The sequence below is a fragment of the Ruegeria sp. CL7 genome, from assembly GCF_056536445.1.
The window spans coordinates 1,442,535-1,463,630 of record NZ_JBQFPQ010000001.1 but is presented as its reverse complement, the minus strand read 5'-3'; the positions used below and the strand labels follow the sequence as shown (position 1 = coordinate 1,463,630).

The following is a 21,096-nucleotide window of genomic DNA, read 5'->3' as shown; positions in this document are numbered from 1 at the left end:
AAAAGCGCCGCACTTTCATGCGGCACTTTTTTTGAGGTGCTGTCGGATCAATCCCAGCAGTGAACCAGAACCGTCATGCCGGTTGCGCGCCGGTTCAGCTCATTGGGTGAGATCCGTGTGGTTTCTTCGCTCGACTGACCGGACACTCCGGCCTCTGCAAGAATTTCGGTCAACCTATCAACGGTGGCCGCAAGGCTGACCGAAGCGGGCAGGGTGCGCCCTTCGGACGGTGTGGGCAACAACATTCCGACGACGTTACCGCTGTCATTGAAGACGGGGCCGCCTGCATCGCCGGGTTGGGCGTTCAGCGCCAGACGCTTGACGCCGGTCTCACCGTTCAGCCCACGAATGTCCGCGACCTGCCCGTAGGTCAGGGTGGGGCCACCCAATGCGCCCTGATAGGAATAGCCGGACACGGCCACCTCAGACTTGATCTGCGGCTTGGCCGCACTGAACGCGGCGACGCTCATGGGGGCGAGCGTTTTTGCAGGGCGCAGGACCGCCACGCCAAGTTCAGGGTCCGTAAGGGCCAGTTGAACCTCGTGATCGCCATCCAGCGTGATCCGCGTGCAGCTGTCTGCGGCCTCGGAAACCGTCAGTACTGTCCCATTCTCATCCGCGAAAAAGCCAGAGCGCGTCAGTCGGGGCTTACGGACCTGAAGGCCCGACACCAGATCGATGCGCTGTTCTGCGGATGCACCGGCGGCGGCATCCAGAACCGCATCCGTCGTGCTGAAACTGGATGTCATCGCTGACAGGACACGCAGGCGACGTGCCTCGTCTCCTTCGGGCCAGACAAGGGTGAAGCCCTTGATTTTTCCATCGGCCAATTGCGCTTGCGTAAAGGACACTATGCCGTTGCCGCGTCCTTCAAGGGTAAACCGGTCGCGGCCCAGTTCACGAGGGCCATTCAGTGGAACGATCTCAAGCGATTGCAACACCTCGTACAACGCGCGGAGCGTGTTCTTGTCCCCCTCCTGACTGATCAGCAGCGCCTTGGCGTTCAGGTCAGAGGTGCTTTTGAAATGTGCGAAGGGGGCCTCATAGCGATCAAGGCTGACAGTGGCCAGAGGCATGTCGAGCACAATCCCAGCCTTGTCGTCGGAATACCGCTCCACTCCAACAGAGATCAGCGGCGCGTTGTATTCATCCATCAGGGCCTTGCGCTGCAACGTCGTAAGAACGCCCGTGGCGTCAAACCCGTTGTAGCGCTGCCAATCGCTCATCGAACGGCGGGTGCCTTGCCCGAACGCACCATCGATGGTCGAGTTGTAAAATCCCGCCGCGCGCAGAGCCGTTTGCAGATCCTTGCGTTCCTGCGTGGTCAACAAACGTTCGGACTGAAGCGCCTGCGCACGGGTTTCATCCGAATCCTGTGGTGTGGTAACCGCCGGAGCCTCTTCCGGTTGTGCCACAGGTTCAATCGGTGCCGCGACGGTGCCACGGTTCAGCACGTTTGCCCCGATGGGCCAGAACTGTTGCCCCATCGCGCTGGAAAACGCGATGTAACTGTCGCGCGGTATCTGGCCTTCGGCCCGATAGACGCGCAGCACCTGTTCGGCGTCGGTCCGCGCGTAGGGGCCGATCACGATCGCGTACCAGCCACTGTTCAGGCGAAACCCGTTCACATCCGGCAAAGCACCGGCATAGGCCTGTGCCCGTTCCTGCGCTTCGCGCAGCGAGGGCTGGGCCTCGACCTGGACCCAGACGCCGGGATCTTGTTGTGCGGTTGCGGCGCGCAGGCCGACCAGAAGAAACAATAGGATTGCTGAAAATACGCGTGTCATAGTCTGCCCGTCTTATGCAGTGTTCGTGCTTTGGCGCAGAATACGCGAATTCATTTGCGAAACGCCATGCCGCAAATGCGGGGAATTTACGGTGTGGCTCTGCAGATACAGGCTTGGCCCCAAGCCCCGTTGACGCCCCTTTGCCCCTTGCATAGGAAGGGCAAAACCGACCGAAACCGGGCGCAAAGGCGCCCAGAGGGAATGCCATGACCGAACCGACCAGCGCACCGCGTTCATTTCAGGAGATCATCCTGCGGCTTCAGACCTATTGGGCGTCTAAAGGCTGTGCGATTCTACAGCCCTATGACATGGAAGTCGGGGCCGGAACGTTCCATCCCGCGACCACCCTGCGCGCGCTTGGCTCGAAAGCCTGGGCTGCGGCTTACGTTCAGCCGTCACGCCGCCCGACAGATGGGCGTTATGGCGAGAACCCGAACCGGTTGCAGCACTACTATCAGTACCAGGTGCTGATCAAACCCAGCCCACCGGATTTGCAGGAGTTGTATCTGGGAAGCCTCGAGGCGATTGGCATCGACATGGACCTGCACGACATCCGTTTTGTCGAAGATGACTGGGAAAGCCCGACGCTCGGCGCGTGGGGTCTGGGTTGGGAAGTCTGGTGTGACGGAATGGAAGTCAGCCAGTTCACCTATTTCCAACAGGTTGGCGGCCATGACTGCGCGCCGGTATCAGGCGAGCTGACCTATGGGCTGGAGCGTCTGGCCATGTATGTGCTCGGCATCGATCACGTGATGGACATGCCGTTCAATGACCCCCAGTCGCCCAGTCCTTTGACTTACGGCGATATCTTCAAGCAGACCGAAGAGGAGTACGCCCGCTGGAACTTTGACGTGGCCAACACCGAAGTTCTGCTGCGCCACTTCGAAGAGGCCGAGACCGAGTGCGCGGCGATTCTGAGCCAGGCGCATGTGGACCCGAAGACGGGCAAACGCATCATCATGGCGCACCCTGCCTATGATCAATGCATCAAGGCCAGTCACATCTTCAACCTGCTGGACGCGCGCGGCGTGATCTCGGTGACTGAACGGCAGGCCTATATCGGGCGCGTCCGGGCGTTGGCCAAACAATGTGCGGATGCGTTTGTGCAGACCGAGGCCGCCGGGTTTCAGGCCTGATGAGGCAATCAGGCCAGCCCGGGCAAAAGCGCCTTGAGCCCGTCTGCGATCATGCTAACGGCAATGGCGGCAAGGATCATACCCATGAAGCGGCTCATGATCACGCGCGCGTTGCTGGACAGGCGTTCAGCCAGCCAGGCGGCGTTCCAGAACGTGATCAGAAGCAGGCCGACCACAACGAGAAATACGCCTGCAAAAACAAAGGCCTCGACCGCAGTTTTAACCTGATGTGCGTACAAGATCAGGGTGGTTATCGTGCCGGGGCCCACAAGAATGGGAAAGGCCAGCGGGTAAAAGGCCACCGTATCGGTTTCGGGGTAAGCTTCCTTCTCTCCTTTTGTTCCGTGATGAGAGGTGCTTTCGTTTCCGTTCAGCATGTTGAGACCGATCATCATGACGACCAGGCCGCCGGCGACGCGCAGGTGATTGACGCTGATGCCAAAAAGGCCAAGCGCCTGACTTCCGACCAGCGCAAAGGCACCGCCGAGGATCAGGCAATAGATCACCGTCTTCACCGCAATCTTGCGCTGGTCGGCGGCAGGCAGATCCTGAGTGACGCTCAGAAACACCGGCAGGTTGGAAACCGGGTTCATGATGGCAAACAATGCGCCGAAAAAACCGACAGCAAGCGTGGATTCCATTGTGTTGACCTCATTGATGCCTGTACCCGGACGAAACCTGTCCTATTTTACAAGAACTTGAAAGAGGCAGCCTGAAACATGACGGGAAAACTGCTGGCAATTGTTCTGTTGTTGTCGGCCTTGGTGGCCGGGGCCGGAATGTATTATTTGCAGATTTACGGTTTCTACTACGAGGTCGAACCGCAACCCGGCCAGGACGTGGTCCTGATGACGGACCAAAGCGATGCGCCTGTCCCGATCACCTATTCAGACTTTCAGGCGATTGATGCAGACAGTTCTCCGATCCGCTACCGTGGCTGTTTTGAAACGGATCTGAAACCGGATCAGATGGCCGGGTTTATTGCTGTCGAAAACCCCGACCCCTTGACCGCGCCGGGTTGGTTTGACTGTTACGACGCCGTGTCGTTGGGCGATGCGCTGAAATCGGGGCAGGCGCAGGCGTTTTTGAGCGAAAAGAACATCCATTTCGGCGTCGACCGGATCGTGGCGATTACCAGGGATGGCAAGGGATATGTCTGGCACGCGTTGAACAACTGCGGAGAAAAAGCCTATGACGGTACGGTGGTGGGTGAGGAGTGCCCGACGCGCCCTGAAAACTGAGGAAAACCATGGCTGACGCCGTTTTGATCCCGGACTTCATTACTGCAACTCTGGGGTTTGCGGTGTATTTGTTGGGTGCCCGGATCAACAGCAAAGTCGCAGTTTTGAGGCAGTTCAATATTCCTGAACCGGTCACGGGCGGCCTTTTGGCCTCGCTCGTGGTCTTGTTTCTGTATCTTGGTGCCAATGTAGAGCTGTCATTCGAGTTGCAGACCCGGGACGCTCTGCTGGTTTTGTTCTTTGCCGGAATCGGACTGAACGCGCGGCTTTCTGACTTGATTGCCGGTGGTAAGCCTTTATTGATCCTGTTGATTTTGACGCTTGTCACGATTGTTGCGCAGAACGTTATCGGCGCGGCAGGGGCTTCCTTGTTTGGCTATCCGGCGCAAGCAGGCGTTCTGTTCGGTTCGGCCGCGTTGATTGGTGGACACGGAACCGCAATTGCATGGGCACCCGAAGTTGCCAGCGCAACGGGTCTGGACGGTGCAACTGAACTTGGCGTTGCCGTGGCGACGCTCGGACTGGTGCTTGCAGCGCTGGTCGGTGGCCCCATCGCCCGTCTTCTGGTGGAAACACGAGGCCTGTCGCCGGACCGACCTGACGAAGAACATACCGTTGGACTGCCGGAAGAAACGACCGCAGCCACCGAAATTGACCATGTGACCATCATGCGCGTGCTGCTGCATCTGAACCTTGCGATAATTCTGGGCTATGCGCTGGGCGAGGCGATTTCGGCCGCTGGGCTGAAACTGCCGTTGTTTGTGCCCTGTCTGATTATGGGCATCGTGATCTCGAATGTCCGAGCGGCCATCGCTCCGTCCGCGCCGCCGGTTGCACGGACACCGTCGCTGGCATTGCTGTCTGAATTTGCGCTTGGGGCCTTTCTGGCAATGTCACTGATGAGCTTGCAGTTGTGGACCATCGCGGAACTGGGTGTGGCAATTGCCGTGATCATGACGGCGCAAACGGTGTTTACGGTTGCCTTCGTGATTTGGGTACTGTTTCCCCTGATGGGCTCGAATTATCGCGGAGCGGTGCTGGCAGCGGGCTTCGGAGGCTTTGCCCTGGGCGCCACACCCACGGCGATTGCAAATATGACGGCTGTAACCAAGCGATATGGGCCGTCGCCTATTGCCTTTATCGTGTTGCCCCTTGTATCCGCCTTCTTTGTGGATATCGCCAATGCCATCGTCATTCAGACGATTGTGAACTTCTAAGGACCGACTATGCCCGACCTGCTGATCGAACTGTTTTCCGAAGAAATTCCTGCGCGGATGCAAACCCGTGCCGGTGAGGATCTGAAAAAGCGGATTACCGATGGTCTGGTCGAGGCCGGTTTGACCTATTCAAACGCGGCCGCACTGACGACACCCCGCCGTCTGACATTGGCGGTGGAAGGTCTGCTGGCGCAAAGCCCGACAATCCGGGAAGAGCGCAAAGGGCCCAAGGTCGGCGCGCCGGACAAGGCGATTGAAGGATTTCTGCGGGGTGCTGGCCTGACCCGCGACCAACTGGAAGAGCGCGAGACCCCCAAGGGCGCCGTTTACTTCGCCACCATCGAGAAACCGGGCCGTCCGGCCGCCGAGATCATTGCCGAAGTGCTGGAAGCCACCATTCGCAACTTCCCATGGCCCAAATCCATGCGTTGGGGCAGCGGCAGTCTGCGGTGGGTGCGCCCGTTGCATTCGATTCTGTGCATCCTGTCGGATGAATCAGGGGCGCAGGTTGTTCCGATGCAGGTCGATGGCATCCGTTCCGGTGACACCACAGCCGGTCATCGTTTCATGGCCCCCAACCGGTTCTCGGTTACGTCTTTCGAGGACTATGCCGCCAAGCTGAAACGCGCATTCGTTTTGCTGTCACAGGATGAACGTGCCGAACACATCTGGAATGATGCGCAGAATATGGCTTTTGCCGCCGGTCTGGAAATCGTCGAAGACAAGGGGCTGTTGGCCGAGGTTGCCGGGCTGGTGGAATGGCCTGTGGTGTTGATGGGGAAAATCGACGAGGAATTCCTCGAGTTGCCGCCCGAGGTGTTGCAGACCTCGATGAAAGAGCATCAGAAGTTCTTTTCCGTAAAAAACCACAAGACCGGTCGGATCGAGCGTTTCATCACCGTCGCCAACCGCGAAACCGCCGACAATGGCGCGACCATTCTGGCGGGCAATCAAAAGGTGCTGTCGGCGCGTCTGGCAGATGCGAAATTCTTCTGGGAGAACGACCTGCGCGTGGCCAAATCGGACATCGCCCAATGGACCCGCGCGCTGGAGAACGTGACCTTCCACAACAAACTGGGCACTCAGGCCCAACGTATCGAGCGCATCGCCGCGCTGGCCCGCGAACTGGCTCTGGTGACGGGCGCCGACCCGGATCAGGCCGAGAAAGCCGCGCGTCTGGCCAAGGCCGATCTGAGTTCAGAGATGGTCTATGAATTCCCCGAACTTCAGGGGCTCATGGGGCGGTATTACATCGAAGCCGCCGGCGAGGATGCCGCGGTGGCTGCTGTTGCGCAGGAACATTACTCGCCGCTGGGGCCGTCGGATGATGTGCCTGCGGCACCCCTGTCGGTCGCCGTGGCGCTTGCGGACAAACTTGATACTCTGGCAGGGTTCTGGGCGATCGACGAAAAGCCCACCGGGTCGAAGGACCCGTTCGCGCTGCGTCGCGCGGCATTGGGGGTGATCCGGTTGATCCTGAACAATGATCTGCGGCTGAAGCTGGATCGTTTCTTCGACGCGCAACTCGTTCGGGCCGAAGCGGCTTCCAACGAAGCCTTGCACGACGGGCATGTCGCAGAGCTGTTGGATGAGATTGCCGACCACGGTGTTTTCGGAGCGGCGTTCCGTACGGTGAAGGAGAAGCTTGCGGGCGACAAGGCCGGGACGCAACAAATGACGGACTTTCTGCGTCTTGAACGGAAGGTACCCGATACGTCCGATGACCTTTTGTCCTTCTTCCACGACCGCCTCAAAGTCTTTCTGCGTGACGAGGGCATCCGCCACGACATCATCGATGCGTGCATCGCGATGGAGAGGAATGACGACCTCAACCTGCTGGTCAAACGTGCCCGCGCGTTGAATGCCGTGATCGCGACCGAGGATGGGGAAAACCTTGTGCAGGGGTTCAAGCGGGCCAACAACATCCTGACCCAGGCCGAGGAAAAGGACGGCGTGGAATACTCTTACGGTGCGGATGTGAAATTCGCCGAGACCGACAGCGAGAAGGCGCTTTTCATGGCTTTGGATGGGGCGCAGACGCAAATCGACGTGGCCCTGAAATCCGAAGACTTTCCAACTGCAATGGCGGCCATGGCGGGGCTGCGCGGGCCGGTGGATGCGTTCTTTGAGGACGTGCAGGTCAACACCGACAATGACGTGATCCGCCGCAACCGGCTGAACCTGCTCAGTCAGATCAGGCAGGTTTGTTCCAGCGTGGCCGATCTGTCGCGGATCGAAGGTTAAAACCTCGGGCACGCAGCGATGCGTGCCCACAACGCCCTTGCACGAAGGGCGCAAGCGCTTATGCTGCAGGCAAATCAAAAGGTGCTGCAGTGCAGAATAATCCGCATACCACGCTCATTACATCCGATGCGCCGGTCACGGCCCATACCCATGGCGGGCGGGCCAAGTGTCTGCAACGGCTGGTCCGACTGGACCTGCCGGTGCCCCGGACCGTCGCCTTGTCGTTTGATGCGGTCCATCAGATTGCGGAAGGCGACGTTCCGAACCTTGACGCGATCCTTGAGCAATTCGACCCCACGACCTTGCTATGCGTCCGACCAAGTTCTGAAGATCCCGATTGGGGCGGGCCCGGTGCGGTTCTGAACATTGGCATGAATGATGCCCGCTATGTGGATCTGTCCGATACCATGGGGGCAGAGGCCGCTGCTGCGCTGTATCTCAGGTTCGTTCAAAGCTATGCGATCCACGTGGCGCGGCTGGACGCGGATGTGTTTGATGACATCGACATGGATGGCAGCGAAGGCTTGCGCCATTCCCTGCGCGCCTACGAAGATGAAACGGATGAAGCCTTCCCGCAGGACCGGGGTGAACAGCTGATCGGCGTTCTGCGCTCGATGGCACGTGCATGGGACGGGACGTCCGCCCGGCTGCTGCGGCAGGCCAAGGGTGCCCCGGCAGATGCGGGTCTTGGGCTTGTCATTCAAGAGATGATCCCGGGCGTCGGGCAGGGTGAATGCGGATCAGGCGTGCTTCAACTGGTTGATTCCACAACAGGAATGCCACAGATCACCGGTCGCTACCTAAGCCAGAGCCAGGGGCGCGACGCGCTAGGCAAAGATGTGGCAGCCCTGTTTCTTGAAAAAGACCCGCGCGGCCCCTCGCTGGAAGAGGTTGCGCCCAAAGCCTTTGCCGACGTCAAAACGCATGCCGTCCTGATGCGCGAAAAACTGCGTGAAGAAATGCAGGTCGAGTTCGTCATTCAAAACGGCAAAGTGCATATTCTGGATGGCGTCCGGGTGCAGCGATCGGCCCGCGCGGCCATGCGCATTGCCGTACGTCTTGCCGAAGACGGTATCATACCGCCGCAAGAGGCGGTGATGCGTGTCGACCCGCACGCGCTGAACGAACTACTGCACCGTCAGGTCCACCCCGATGCGCGCCGCGATGTGCTGACCACCGCCATTGGTGCCAGCCCCGGTGCCTCGACCGGCAAGATCGTGTTCACCTCGGCCGAAGCGCAGGCCAGTGCCGCCCGTGGCGAGGCGTGTGTTCTGGTGCGCCGGGAAACCTCGCCCGAGGATGTGCGCGGGATGCATGCCGCCGTTGCAGTTCTGACGGAAAAGGGCGGCATGACCAGCCACGCGGCCGTGATCGGGCGCGGATTGGGCCTGCCCTGTATCGTCGGGGCCTCGGAAATGCGGTTTCAGACGAAAGACAAGATGCTGACCGCACCGGATGGGCGGGTGTTCAAAACCGGCGATATTGTCACCATTGATGGCAGCTCGGGTCAGGTGCTGGCTGGTCAACCCGCCATGCTCGAGGCCGCATTGGATGACTGTTTCCAGACGCTGATGGGCTGGGCCGATGCCGAGCGTGACATCGACATCCGCGCCAACGCCGACACACCGGCTGACGCGCAGACAGCCCGGAACTTTCAGGCTCAGGGGATCGGTCTGTGCCGGACAGAACATATGTTCTTTGATCCCGGCCGTCTGATCGTGATGCGTGAAATGATCTTTGCGCAAACCTCGGCGGGCAGGGCGGCGGTGCTGGAACGCCTGCTTCCGATGCAGCGCGAGGATTTTGTTCAGCTGTTCAGGATCATGGAAGGCCAGCCTGTCTGCATCCGCCTGTTCGATCCACCCTTGCATGAATTTCTGCCGACAACGCGCACCGGGCAACGGGAACTGGCAGAGGCGCTGGACCTTCCTGTGTCCGACGTTGAACGCCGGGTTGAGGCGATGACCGAATACAACCCAATGCTGGGCCTGCGCGGCGTTCGTCTGGGTGTCACCGTGCCCGAGATCTACGACATGCAGGCGCGCGCGATTTTCGAAGCCACGCTGGAGGCCAGAAAAAACGGTGCCCCGGTGGTGCCCGAAGTGATGATCCCGCTGGTATCTGCCAAGCGCGAGGTTGAACTGGTCAAATCCCGCATCGATTCGGTCGCCGCCGCCGTTGAATCTGAACGGGGACAGAAGTTCGAATATCGGCTGGGCGTCATGGTCGAAACACCACGCGCCTGTCTGCGCGCGGAAGAAATCGCGCCGCAGACCGCCTTCATGAGTTTTGGTACAAACGACCTGACACAGATGACCTACGGCCTGTCCCGCGACGATGCCGGTCGTTTCATGTCCGCCTATGTTCGGCAGGGAGTCTTTGGCGAAGATCCGTTCCACGTTCTTGATCCGGATGGGGTCGGGGAATTGCTGAAACTCGGGGCGGAACGAGGGCGTGCCGCGAAACCGAATGTGACCCTTTCGGTCTGTGGCGAACACGGCGGGAACCCCGAATCAATCGCCATTTGCAGGGATTTGGGGTTTGACTATGTTTCGTGTTCGCCGTTCCGGGTTCCGGTCGCTCGGCTGGCTGCCGCTCAACTGGCGATTTCCTCCAGACTTGGGGGTTGACACCGCGCTGAACCCCAAGGATTAGTGGGTTATTAGGTCACTCGTAGGCGAAAATTATTTTCGCCACGGGCAGTTTTCCACTTGCTTTTTTCAGGATACTGGACCTTTGCGCAGGATTGCGTTAGATGCCTCGTCGCGCCCGCCGGGGGAGGGTATGGCGCGTGATGTGCCTGTGCGAGGTTATCTGATGCTACGTTACATAATGGCTGTTGCTACAATGGCGGCAACCGTGCTGCCGAGTGCGTCCTTCGCCGAGAGGGAAGCAATTGATACTGCAAAGAAAGAACTTGTCGCCCGCAGTGAGCTGCCGGCGCAAAGCTTCCGGGACTATTTCAAGCTGTTCCAGCCCCGCAAGGCGGCTGAACCTGTCGAAGTGTCCTTCTCCAAAGACTGGCTTGACCAGCAACCAAAGGCCTCCGGTGGTGAAAACTGGAAATGCCTGTCCGAAGCCCTGTATTTCGAGGCGCGCGGCGAAAGCGTGCGCGGCCAGTTCGCGGTTGCCGAGGTGATCCTGAACCGGGTCAAAAGCAGCCGTTTCCCGGATTCCCTGTGCGGGGTGATCCATCAGGGGACCGGCAAGAAATACCAGTGCCAATTTACATACACCTGTGATGGCCGCAAAGAGGTCATCCACGAGAAAACGGCGTATGAGCGTGTGGCAAAAGTCGCGCGGGCAGCTATTGATGGTGTGGCGGATGAGTTGACCGAAGGGGCGACGCACTATCACACGACATCGGTTCGCCCGTCCTGGTCGCGGGTCTATAAACAGACGGCGAAAATCGGCGTGCACATTTTCTACCGCCACAACTATCGGACAGCGAGCAACTGATTGACGCACCCGCGCTGGAAGCTTGCTGGCGTGGGGCAGGTTGCATCCTATATTGCGGGCCAGGAGGCCCGCAATGATTTTGAACCGCAGACATCTTTTGCAATCCGCCGCCGCAGCATTTCTGATGCCGCGTGTGGCCAGCGCGGGTTTTGCACCGCTTAATGCGCGTGTAGCCAAATACCCGATCGCGCCAGCAAGTTATCCTGAAACGGTAGTCTGGACATATGACGGGTCTGTTCCCGGCGTTGAACTGCGCGTCAGGCAGGGCGACCGCATCCAGCGCACCCTGATAAACCAGCTCCCGCAAGCCACGTCGGTCCATTGGCACGGCATTCGCATCGAAAACGCCATGGACGGCGTGCCCGGCCTGACGCAGGACGCGGTGGAAGCGGGCGCAAGCTTTGATTACTCCTTCGTCGTTCCCGATGCAGGGACCTATTGGTACCATGCGCATAACCAGTCGATTGAACAGGTTGCGCGCGGGCTTTATGGGCCGCTGATCGTCGAAGAAACCGTGGCCCCCGATGTGGATCAGGATTTGGTGCTGATGCTGGACGACTGGCGGCTTGATCCGGAAACCGCCCAGATCACGGATGATTTCGACAATGGCCATGATCTGAGCCATGCAGGTCGGATTGGGAACATCCTGACCGTCAACGGATCATTCGATCCCGCGTTTGCGGTACGCAGAAACGAGCGACTGCGACTGCGATTGGTCAACGCCTCAAATGCCCGGATATTTGACCTGGATCTTGATGGTCTTTCAGGGTGGATCGTCGCCTTGGATGGAATGCCCTTGGACACACCGCTGCGGCTGTCGGGCTCTTTCCCGCTGGCACCTGCGCAGCGCGCGGATCTGATTGTGGATGTCGTCACCGAGGGCGAAACGGCAAGCCTGGTCAGCGTCGAAAGAGATGGTTCCTTTGGGCTGGCGCGGTTCGAGGTTGGTGGAAACGCTGCCGGGGCGCACAGGCAGGGCGTGTCAGCATTGCCGCCTAACCCTCTGCCTGAGATCGGGAATTTTCAACGTGCCAGAGCGCACCAGATGGTTCTGCAAGGTGGCGCAATGCGGTGGCTGGAAAGCGGCCGGCTGGGTGGAACGGAACTGTCAGGCCGCGAACTGGCGCAGTTGGGCAAATTCTGGGCGCTGAACGGTTACGCCGAGCGCCCCGAAGATCCGTTTCTGGATACGGCCGTCGGCAGTTTGCACAGGATCGAGTTCGTAAATGAAACCGCATTTCCGCACGCAATGCATCTGCACGGGCATCACTTCCGGCTGATCATGGACGATGGCTCTCTGGGCCCTTGGCGTGATACCGTTCTGGTCGGGCGGGGACAGACTCGCCAAATCGCATTGATCGCGGACAATCCCGGGAACTGGTTGCTGCATTGTCATATGCTTGGGCATGCTGCTTCCGGGATGATGAGCTGGTTTCGGGTCTCGTGACGCCGCATTCGGCGGTTGGAATGGCGCTTGTTTGAATGCTATAGGCCCTCGCGACGCCTATAGTAGGCAAACTATGCAACGAGCCCGAAAAGGCCTGACCCATGAGTTCTGAAATCCGCTTGGCATTCGCACACCCGTCCGAACGGTCCGAAGCGACGTCTCCTCGGGGGCCGTTGGATCGTATCTCTTTGCGCGACCATATCGTCGAAGTCGAAATCGGTGCCTTCCAGGCCGAGCGGGGAACAACCCAGCGGATCTGTTTCAACATCGTGGTCGAAGTCCGGCCTCTGACAGACCCGATTGATGATGATGTGGATCGCATCCTGTCATATGACCGCGTAACGGAATCCATCGCCTATGAGCTGGCGGCCGAGCGCCTGAACCTGCTTGAGACATTGGCCGAACGCGTTGCGGAACGCATCCTGCTGGAACCTCAGGCTGTAAGGGTCTTTGTTCGCATCGAAAAACTGGATCGAGGCCCGGGTGCGTTGGGGGTTGAGATCGTGCGTGGAAAAGACTCGGTCCATCATGAGGTGGCCGAAGAAGAACGCCCGCATCCCCGCCTTGTCTTCCTGTCGAATGACGCCATCGCCTCGGAAAACCTGAAGGGTTGGATCGATCAGTTGGAGAACCGCCAGCGCCCGCTGATCCTGTGTGTCGGGGCGTCCGAACTGGCCGCTCCGCAAACGGGTCATGCGATGACGCAACGCCGAATTGACCTGTTGGCAATTGAACAGAATGCCTGGGTTCTGGCGGCACGGGACCATCGCTGTGTGGTGGTCTCAACGCGGACCGAATTGGATTGGGCGATGAAGAACGGCCAGATCTGTGTCTGGGCCCCATCCAAGATCGTATTGGACGCCGTTGACGGCCCGTCTGCCGCCCCGTCGGATGCCGTGGCGCTGGCTGCATGGTTCGCGGCGACCTTTGAAGCGAGCGAAATGATGGTGATCGGCGGCGCATTGCCGACGGAACCCAAAACGCCCTTGCGCGCTGTCGCGGTGGATCAGGCCCAGCTGTGAGAACCTATTTCAGACCACTGGTTCAGCATGGAGCGACCCGTCCGGCAGGCGCTGTGCCGCTGGCGGGCCAACCCCTTTGGTTCACTCATGCCGAGGCCCTGCGGCGCGGGTCAGAACCCGAAATCGTCGCGGCCTCGGACGTTCCGTCAGATTACCTGAGCCGTTTGATCCAACCGCGGGCTGACGTGGCGGGCCTTGATATGCAGGTGCCTCATATCATGGGGATTCTGAATGCCACGCCGGACAGTTTCTCGGATGGCGGTGTTCACAGCTCGGTAGATGCTGCTCGCGTGGCTGCGGTGAATATGGTGGCGCATGGTGCCACGATTCTGGATATCGGCGGAGAGTCCACCCGTCCGAGGGCGGATTTTGTCCCGGCCGGGGAAGAGATCGCGCGAACCCGCCCGTTGATCGAAGCGATCCGGTCGGAAACAGGCGCTTTGATTTCCATCGATACACGAAAGGTCGATGTCGCCAAGGCTGCCTGCGCGGCCGGGGCAGGGTTGGTCAACGATGTCTCGGGCTTCACCTTCGATCCGGCATTGGCACCGTTCTGTGCCGCGCAGAGAGTGCCTGTCTGTGTCATGCACATGCAGGGTGATCCGGCGACGATGCAGATCAATCCGCAATACGACAATGTATTGCTGGATGTTTACGATTTTCTCGAAGGCCAGATTGCGTTACTGGAACGTCTTGGCCTGAGCCGCGATCAGGTCGTTGTGGATCCCGGGATCGGGTTTGGGAAGACCGAGGATCACAACCTGATCCTTCTGCGAAATCTCAGCCTGTTCCACGGCTTGGGCTGCCCGATCCTGTTGGGCGTGTCGCGCAAGGGCTTTATTGGCGCCATCGGAAAAGAGCCTTGCAAGACTGCCCGCGCGCCGGGATCAATCGCGGTGGCTCTGGCCGGATTGTCTCAGGGCGTGCAGATCATCCGCGTTCATGACGTGGCCGAGACCTCTCAGGCCTTGCGCCTATGGGCTGCTGTCCGGTAATCCGGTCGCACGGCAAATCACGGAGTAACACCTATGCGCAAGCTGTTCGGAACCGACGGGGTGCGGGGCACCGCCAACACGCATCCGATGACGGCAGAGATGGCGTTGCGCATCGGGGCCGCTGTAGGGCGGTATTTCCGACGCGACGCGACAGGGGTGCACCGGGTTGTCATCGGCAAGGATACGCGTTTGTCCGGCTATATGCTGGAAAACGCGCTGACGGCCGGTTTGACATCCACTGGAATGAACGTGCTGCTGCTGGGGCCCGTTCCGACGCCCGCCGTTGGCCTTATGACGCGGTCCATGAGGGCTGATCTGGGCGTCATGATCTCGGCCAGCCACAACCCTGCCGAAGACAACGGAATCAAGTTCTTTGGGCCGGACGGCTATAAACTGTCCGATCAGGCCGAGGTCGAGATCGAAAGGCTGATCGACGAAGGCGTCAGACCCGCCCAGGCGCAGAATATCGGCCGGGCGCGCCGGGTTGATGACGCACGGTTTCGCTATGGCGAACGTGTGAAGTCGTCGTTGCCGCGGAACGTCAGTCTGGATGGTTTGAAGGTGGTGATCGATTGTGCGAACGGCGCAGCCCACCGCACCGCGCCAGAAGTTCTGTGGGAGCTGGGCGCAGAAGTGATCCCCGTGGGAATCGCGCCCAACGGTAAGAATATCAATCTCAACTGCGGATCGACCAAGCCGCAACTGGCCGCAGAAACCGTTGTCGCGCATGGCGCCGACGTGGGCATTTGTCTGGACGGCGACGCGGACAGGGTGGTTGTGGTCGACGAAACCGGCCAGGTGGCTGACGGCGATCAGCTTATGGCTTTGCTGGCGACGGCATGGAAGAAATCGGGCCAGTTGAAAGGCGACGCCCTGGTCGCGACCGTCATGTCCAACCTGGGCTTGGAACGCCATCTGACAGCGCAGGGTTTGCGTCTGGAGCGAACGGCCGTCGGTGATCGCTACGTGGTCGAACGGATGCGTGAAGGTGGGTTCAACCTTGGTGGGGAACAGTCCGGCCATATCGTGATGAGCGATTATGCCACAACCGGTGATGGGTTGATGGCTGGGCTGCATTTCCTGGCGGAAATGGTTTTGTCGGGGCGCAAGGCATCTGATCTGTCCAAGCAGTTCGAAACCGTTCCGCAGTTGCTGAAGAATGTGCGCTATTCCAGCGATCAAACACCGTTGGAGGTTCAAAGTGTTCAGGCGGCCATCGCCGATGCCGAGGCGCGGCTGAACGGGCAGGGCCGTTTGTTGATCCGCAAATCCGGGACCGAGCCTCTGATCCGCGTGATGGCTGAATGCGAAGACGATGGGTTGCTGACCCAAGTTGTCGACAGCATCGTGGCAGAGGTCGAAGCCGCCACAAGCTAGTGCCCGAACAATACCTTTCGCAGGCTGAACCACTGGCTGATGGCCATGCCGGTCAGGATCAGCGCCAAAGCGATGTAAAAGCGCAGGGGCAGGGCCTCGGACAGGATCCATGCGCCGAACACCATCGACCAGATCGGCACCTGGTAATTCACCAATGTCAGGAAAACCGACCCGGCGCTGCGGGTGATCGAAACGCGCAAAAGGGTGGCAAACGCGGTTGGCAGCAATCCCAGAACGATCAGGGCGATTGTCGGGCGTGGGCCTTGCCAGGTCGGCAGCCCCTCGGTGACCAGCACTATGGGCAGAAGAAGCACGGCCCCGACAACCAGCGTCAGAGCAGCCAGTACCAAAGGGTCAACCGGCGGACAGCGTCGCGTCAGCACGGATGAACTTGCATAACACAACGCTGCCGTGATGCAGGCCAGTTGTGCGACGGGTTCTGCCCCCTGGCCCAATTGTGCAAGGCCGGGTCCGATCAAAACCAGGGCCCCGGAAAAGCCAAGGCACACCCCCATAAATCGGCGCAGGTTCAGTGGTTCATCCGAGAAGAAATGCGCAAGCGGCAGCACCATCAGCGGGATAGCAGCCATGGACAGCCCCGCAAAGGCAGATGGCACAAATTGCTGCCCCCAGCTCAGCAACATGAATGGCACGGCAGTGGACAGCACGCCAATAAGGACAATCGAAACACTCAGCGCCGGCGTCAGAACCGGCAGCTTGCGACCGGTCGCCCTCATCATCAGCAACAGGGTAACAGCGCCCAGCGTGGTTCGTGAGGTGGCAACGGTGATTGGGCCATACCCTTCAAGCGCCATGGCAACGACCATGAAGGTCGCGCCCCAGATCAGGCCCAGCGTGAAGACGCCGCTCCAGTCCTGTCTTGTCGGCTGTTGAACCATTGATTGTCCTGTCGGAACGCGCGGGTGCGCCAAAAAATTTAACCTGACCGGCTGTTTATGTGCCTTGCCGGACCTTTGTTCAAACGAAAAAGGCGGCCACGCGGGCCGCCCTGTGAAAGGCTTCCGCCCTACTTAGTTCTTTTCTTTGTCAACCATCTTCCCGGCCGAAATCCACGGCATCATGCCGCGCAGCTTGGCGCCGGTTTCTTCGATCATATGCTCGTCATTGGCACGGCGCGCCGCTTTGATGGTCGGCTGGCCAACGGCGTTTTCCAGCATGAAGTCACGAACGAATTTACCCTGCTGGATGTCGTCCAGAACCGCTTTCATGCGCGCTTTGGTTTCGTCGTATTTCAGGATACGCGGCCCGGTGACGTACTGGCCGTATTCGGCGGTGTTCGAGATCGAATAATCCATGTTGGCGATGCCGCCTTCATAGATCAGGTCAACGATCAGCTTCACTTCGTGCAGGCACTCGAAATACGCCATTTCAGGGGCGTAACCGGCTTCGACCAGAGTTTCAAAGCCGCAGCGGATCAGTTCGACCAGACCACCGCACAGAACGGCCTGTTCGCCGAACAGGTCGGTTTCACATTCTTCACGGAAGTTGGTTTCGATGATGCCCGAGCGCCCGCCACCGATGGCCGAGCAGTAGGACAGGCCGATTTCCAGTGCCTTGCCGGTTGCATCGTTGTGGACAGCGACCAGGCAGGGCACGCCGCCGCCTTTGGTGTATTCGCCGCGCACGGTGTGGCCGGGGCCCTTGGGGGCCATCATGATGACGTCGACGCCTTCTTTCGGCTCGATCAGGCCGAAATGGACGTTCAGGCCGTGGGCAAAGGCGATGGCCGCGCCCGGCTTGATGTTGTCGTGGACATATTTTTTGTAGGTCTCGGCCTGAAGCTCGTCGGGCATGGTGAACATGATCACGTCACACCAGGCAGCAGCTTCGGCGATGCCCATCACTTGCAGACCTTCCGCTTCGGCTTTCTTGGCCGAGGGCGAGCCTTCGCGCAGGGCGATGACCAGGTTCTTTGCGCCTGAATCGCGCAGGTTCAGCGCGTGGGCGTGACCTTGCGAGCCATAGCCCAGGATAGCCACTTTCTTGTCTTTGATCAGGTTGATATCGCAATCGCGATCGTAATAGACGCGCATTTCGCCGGTCCTTTCTGGTTTGATTGCGGCGGTTGTATCTGCCTGTTCGCGCAATGGCGATAGGGTTGGGCTTGAGTATTTGCAAAAAAGATGAAGAATAATTCGCAATAGTTAGAGAAAGTGAAAAATTCATGCTTGATGATATTGATCGGCGCATTCTGCGCCACTTTCAAGCAGACCCGAGCCTGACAACAGCGGAACTGGCCGATCTTTGCCGGATCAGCGCGGGCGTCTGCTGGCGGCGAATCGAAAAGATGCAGACCGCAGGGATCATCGAAGGGCAGGAGGCCGTGATAGACTGGGCCGCGATGGGATATGCTGTCGAAGTTTCGCTTCGGATCACGCTCGACAAGACGCAGGCCCGAGCTTTCGACGATTTCACGCAGGCGGCGCGTGACGTGGCAGAGGTAATCGAAATCCAGACCTTTCTGGGTCGTGTCGATGTTCGTCTTTCCGTCATTGCAAGAGATATGAAGCATTATCAGCAGCTTTATCGCGACCGGATTCTGACCCTGCCTCATATTGCCGATATCGAGGCCCTTATGCACATCGCGCGGGTCAAGCGGGACGAGGTGCTGCCGGTATGATCGAACTGGATGAGATTGATCGCCGTCTTCTTCGCGCGCTGCAACAGGATGCCACGCAAAGTGCCGGAGCATTGGGGCGCCGGTTCGGGTTGTCCCAACCCGCCACGTGGCGCCGCATTCGTCGGCTGGAAGAGGCAGGAATAATCAAGGGCCGTCGGCTGCGTCTGAATGCCGAGGCGCTGGGGTTCGGTGTCACAGTCTTTCTGGGCATCAAGCTGGGGCGCAAGGGCCAAGTCAGTCTTGAAGATTTTGAGCGCGCTGTCAGTGCCGTGCCCGAGGTGCAGACAGTCGAACACGTGCTGGGGCTGTATGATTATCGACTGCGTGTCGTAGCCCGGGACTTGGCCGATTTCGAACGTGTTTTGCGGCGTCGGATCATGACTCTGCCGGGTGCAGGCGACGTCGAGGCCAACGTTCTGCTGAGCGAAGAACGTCTGCCCGGTCCCATCGGCTGAACAGAGTCAGTATTTCGTGCGGATGCAATAGCCCGGATGATGCGTCATGCGCGCAAAGGTAAGCGGCCTGTCTTCTTTCCAGGTGGTGCGCTCCATTTGAAGCATGGATGTTCCCGCCGTGGTGCCCATGAATTCTGCCAGTCGCGCATCTGCGGAAATGGCACAGAAAGCGACCTCGGCATCGGTGAAAGGTGCGGCCGTCAACAGCCATTCATGTGGCCCCTGTTCGAACAGGTCCGCGTCCTCCACGTCAGGTACGGCCTCGATGTTGATCCATCGTTCTTCCATCTGGAAGGGCCGATTATCTGCATAGTGCATACAAATTACATGTAGAACACGCGCATCCGGTGCCACGTTGATCTGCGAGGAAAGCCATCCTGGGCTGGTGACCACATTCCTTTCAACAAGCGCATAGCGATAGTTTGCATTCTGGTTTTCGACCACTTGCCGCGCCAGTGACAATTCGAGTTTGGCGTGTTTGCTGGGCTCTTTCTTGACACGTGTCCCGCTCTTGCGTTTGCGCTCGACAAAGCCCTGTTCGGCCAGTTCTCTCAAGGCTCTGTTCACAGTGGCCCGGGCGCAATTGAACTCCTCTGCCAGCTGGGTCTCCGTCGGCAAAAGCGATCCTTGTGGCCAGACACGGCTTTCAATGCGTCGTTTTACTTCGTCTCGAACGAACTGGAAGCTGATCCGCTTTTGTATCGTCACGGGTGAATCTATCCCTTCAAGTATAAAGTGTGCGCATCTGTTCAGAAGCAAGTAGAAGTGTAAAGGGGAAGTGACACTGGTTGGCGTCATTTTTCTGTTTTCAGGAAACTAAGTGAGAAAAATTAAGTGTTTGTTATGCTTTACGTTGGGTCAAGTTTTGCAGCGAAAGGGCTTTACCCGCACTGACAAAGCGGACAAGACTTCGAAAACGCTTTGGAGAGGATGCGCCATGCCAGGCTTGCTGGAAACCGTTGACCCGGACGGGCTCGAAGAATTCTCGGTCGTATTTACCGACCGCTCGCTGAACCATATGTCGCAAAAGTTTCAGCAGGTGATGCGCGACATTTCGGATATGTTGAAGGGCGTGTACAACGCGGATGGCGTTGCCGTTATTCCCGGTGGTGGAACCTATGCCATGGAAGCGGTCGCCCGACAGTTTGCGCGCGGCGCAGATGTGCTTGTGGTTCGCAATGGTTGGTTTTCGTACCGGTGGAGCCAGATCATTGAAAGCGGTTCTCTGACAAACTCGACCACGGTCATGAAGGCGCGCGAGACTGGCAATTCCAGCCCATCGCCTTTCGCGCCTGCTCCACTCGAAGAGGTCGTCGCCGCGATTCGCGAACAAAAGCCCGGTGTTGTTTTTGCTCCGCATGTCGAAACGTCGGCGGGGGTCATTCTGCCGGATGATTATGTGACCGCGCTGGCAAGCGCGGCGCATGAGGTGGGTGCGCTGATGGTGTTGGATTGCATTGCGTCGGGTTGCGCCTGGGTGGACATGAAAGCCACCGGTGTCGATGTTCTGATCTCGGCGCCGCAGAAAGGGTGGAGCGCCTCGCCATGTGCCGGTCTGGTCATGTTGTCTGAACGCGGAGAGGCACGTCTGGAGCAGACCAGTTCCGACAGTTTCGCCCTTGATCTGAAGAAATGGCGGCAGATCATGCAAGCCTATGAAAACGGCGGCCACGCCTACCACGCCACGATGCCGACCGATGCGTTGCTGGCCTTCCGCGACACCATGGCAGAGACTCGTGAATACGGGTTCGAAAAGTTGCGTGCGGCGCAATGGGCGCTGGGTGACGGTGTGCGGTCGATGCTGAAGGACAAGGGTGTTGTTTCGGTTGCGGCCGACGGTTTCGGCGCGCCCGGAGTTGTGGTCAGCTATACCTCGGATCCCGAAATCCAGAACGGCAAGAAATTTGCGGCACTTGGTATGCAGATTGCCGCAGGTGTTCCGTTGCAATGTGATGAGCCCGAAGGGTTCAGCACGTTTCGGTTGGGTCTGTTCGGGCTCGACAAGCTGTACGACGTGGACGGCACCATCGCGCGTTTGAAACGGGTGCTGGATCAGGTTCTTTAAGCGGACCGGG

The 21,096-nt window shown here is 59.1% G+C and carries 18 protein-coding genes; 13 read left to right on the top strand and 5 right to left on the bottom strand.

What is annotated here, in order from left to right:
• Window positions 1-47 precede the first annotated feature (47 nt).
• Window positions 48-1,787, bottom strand: a complete 1,740-nt coding sequence (locus tag ACR0LI_RS07345) for a serine protease (RefSeq protein WP_480718255.1) — start codon at window positions 1,785-1,787, stop codon at window positions 48-50.
• A 206-nt stretch (window positions 1,788-1,993) separates the two neighbouring features.
• On the opposite strand from ACR0LI_RS07345, the gene ACR0LI_RS07340 reads away from it, so the two are divergent.
• Window positions 1,994-2,923 (top strand): glycine--tRNA ligase subunit alpha, encoded by a 930-nt coding sequence (locus tag ACR0LI_RS07340; RefSeq protein WP_171633292.1) that lies wholly within the window; start codon window positions 1,994-1,996, stop codon window positions 2,921-2,923.
• 8 nt (window positions 2,924-2,931) lie between these two features.
• Here ACR0LI_RS07340 and ACR0LI_RS07335 read toward each other — a convergent pair whose 3' ends face one another.
• Window positions 2,932-3,564, bottom strand: coding sequence for a MarC family protein (locus ACR0LI_RS07335; RefSeq protein WP_171633290.1), 633 nt, complete (start codon window positions 3,562-3,564; stop codon window positions 2,932-2,934).
• 78 nt (window positions 3,565-3,642) lie between these two features.
• Here ACR0LI_RS07335 and ACR0LI_RS07330 point away from each other — a divergent pair, with 78 nt between their 5' ends.
• The 9 genes from ACR0LI_RS07330 (at window position 3,643) to glmM (ending at window position 15,925) form a co-directional block, all read left to right on the top strand.
• Window positions 3,643-4,164, top strand: coding sequence for a DUF6446 family protein (locus ACR0LI_RS07330; RefSeq protein ID WP_171633287.1), 522 nt, complete (start codon window positions 3,643-3,645; stop codon window positions 4,162-4,164).
• Between the two features lie 8 nt (window positions 4,165-4,172).
• A complete protein-coding gene (gltS, locus tag ACR0LI_RS07325; RefSeq protein ID WP_171633284.1) occupies window positions 4,173-5,381 on the top strand; it encodes a sodium/glutamate symporter in 1,209 nt (402 codons plus the stop codon).
• Window positions 5,382-5,390: 9 nt separating this feature from the next.
• Entirely contained in the window at window positions 5,391-7,625 is a 2,235-nt protein-coding gene (gene glyS, locus ACR0LI_RS07320; RefSeq protein WP_480718254.1) for a glycine--tRNA ligase subunit beta, read from the top strand.
• Between the two features lie 89 nt (window positions 7,626-7,714).
• Window positions 7,715-10,255, top strand: a complete 2,541-nt coding sequence (locus ACR0LI_RS07315; protein WP_171633281.1) for a putative PEP-binding protein — start codon at window positions 7,715-7,717, stop codon at window positions 10,253-10,255.
• Between the two features lie 187 nt (window positions 10,256-10,442).
• The gene (locus tag ACR0LI_RS07310; RefSeq protein ID WP_171723483.1) at window positions 10,443-11,084 is read left to right on the top strand and encodes a cell wall hydrolase; all 642 of its coding nucleotides are present in this window, start codon (window positions 10,443-10,445) and stop codon (window positions 11,082-11,084) included.
• Between the two features lie 73 nt (window positions 11,085-11,157).
• The gene (locus tag ACR0LI_RS07305) at window positions 11,158-12,531 is read left to right on the top strand and encodes a multicopper oxidase family protein (protein ID WP_480718253.1); all 1,374 of its coding nucleotides are present in this window, start codon (window positions 11,158-11,160) and stop codon (window positions 12,529-12,531) included.
• Window positions 12,532-12,632: 101 nt separating this feature from the next.
• Window positions 12,633-13,553 (top strand): dihydroneopterin aldolase, encoded by a 921-nt coding sequence (locus tag ACR0LI_RS07300; RefSeq protein WP_170346604.1) that lies wholly within the window; start codon window positions 12,633-12,635, stop codon window positions 13,551-13,553.
• Entirely contained in the window at window positions 13,550-14,548 is a 999-nt protein-coding gene (gene folP, locus ACR0LI_RS07295) for a dihydropteroate synthase (RefSeq protein ID WP_480718252.1), read from the top strand. Before ACR0LI_RS07300 ends, folP begins: the two co-directional genes overlap by 4 nt.
• Before the next feature lie 33 nt (window positions 14,549-14,581).
• The gene (gene glmM / locus ACR0LI_RS07290) at window positions 14,582-15,925 is read left to right on the top strand and encodes a phosphoglucosamine mutase (RefSeq protein WP_171228515.1); all 1,344 of its coding nucleotides are present in this window, start codon (window positions 14,582-14,584) and stop codon (window positions 15,923-15,925) included.
• On the opposite strand, the gene ACR0LI_RS07285 is transcribed toward glmM, so the two are convergent.
• Both ACR0LI_RS07285 and ilvC read right to left on the bottom strand, forming a co-directional pair.
• Window positions 15,922-16,824, bottom strand: a complete 903-nt coding sequence (locus tag ACR0LI_RS07285) for a DMT family transporter (RefSeq protein ID WP_480718251.1) — start codon at window positions 16,822-16,824, stop codon at window positions 15,922-15,924. The genes glmM and ACR0LI_RS07285 overlap by 4 nt on opposite strands.
• A gap of 132 nt (window positions 16,825-16,956) precedes the next feature.
• Window positions 16,957-17,979 (bottom strand): ketol-acid reductoisomerase, encoded by a 1,023-nt coding sequence (gene ilvC, locus ACR0LI_RS07280; protein ID WP_171633271.1) that lies wholly within the window; start codon window positions 17,977-17,979, stop codon window positions 16,957-16,959.
• A 131-nt stretch (window positions 17,980-18,110) separates the two neighbouring features.
• Here ilvC and ACR0LI_RS07275 point away from each other — a divergent pair, with 131 nt between their 5' ends.
• On the top strand, window positions 18,111-18,566 hold the full coding sequence (locus ACR0LI_RS07275; RefSeq protein ID WP_209833413.1) for an Lrp/AsnC family transcriptional regulator: 456 nt from the start codon (window positions 18,111-18,113) through the stop codon (window positions 18,564-18,566).
• Window positions 18,563-19,021 (top strand): Lrp/AsnC family transcriptional regulator, encoded by a 459-nt coding sequence (locus ACR0LI_RS07270; RefSeq protein WP_152457626.1) that lies wholly within the window; start codon window positions 18,563-18,565, stop codon window positions 19,019-19,021. Before ACR0LI_RS07275 ends, ACR0LI_RS07270 begins: the two co-directional genes overlap by 4 nt.
• Before the next feature lie 6 nt (window positions 19,022-19,027).
• Here the strand turns inward: ACR0LI_RS07270 and ACR0LI_RS07265 are convergent, their stop codons facing one another.
• Window positions 19,028-19,729: a GntR family transcriptional regulator gene (locus ACR0LI_RS07265; RefSeq protein ID WP_480718250.1), complete on the bottom strand. Its 702-nt coding sequence runs from the start codon at window positions 19,727-19,729 to the stop codon at window positions 19,028-19,030.
• Between the two features lie 229 nt (window positions 19,730-19,958).
• Between ACR0LI_RS07265 and ACR0LI_RS07260 the strand changes: the two genes are divergently transcribed.
• Window positions 19,959-21,086 (top strand): aminotransferase class V-fold PLP-dependent enzyme, encoded by a 1,128-nt coding sequence (locus ACR0LI_RS07260; protein WP_171633264.1) that lies wholly within the window; start codon window positions 19,959-19,961, stop codon window positions 21,084-21,086.
• Window positions 21,087-21,096 lie beyond the last annotated feature (10 nt).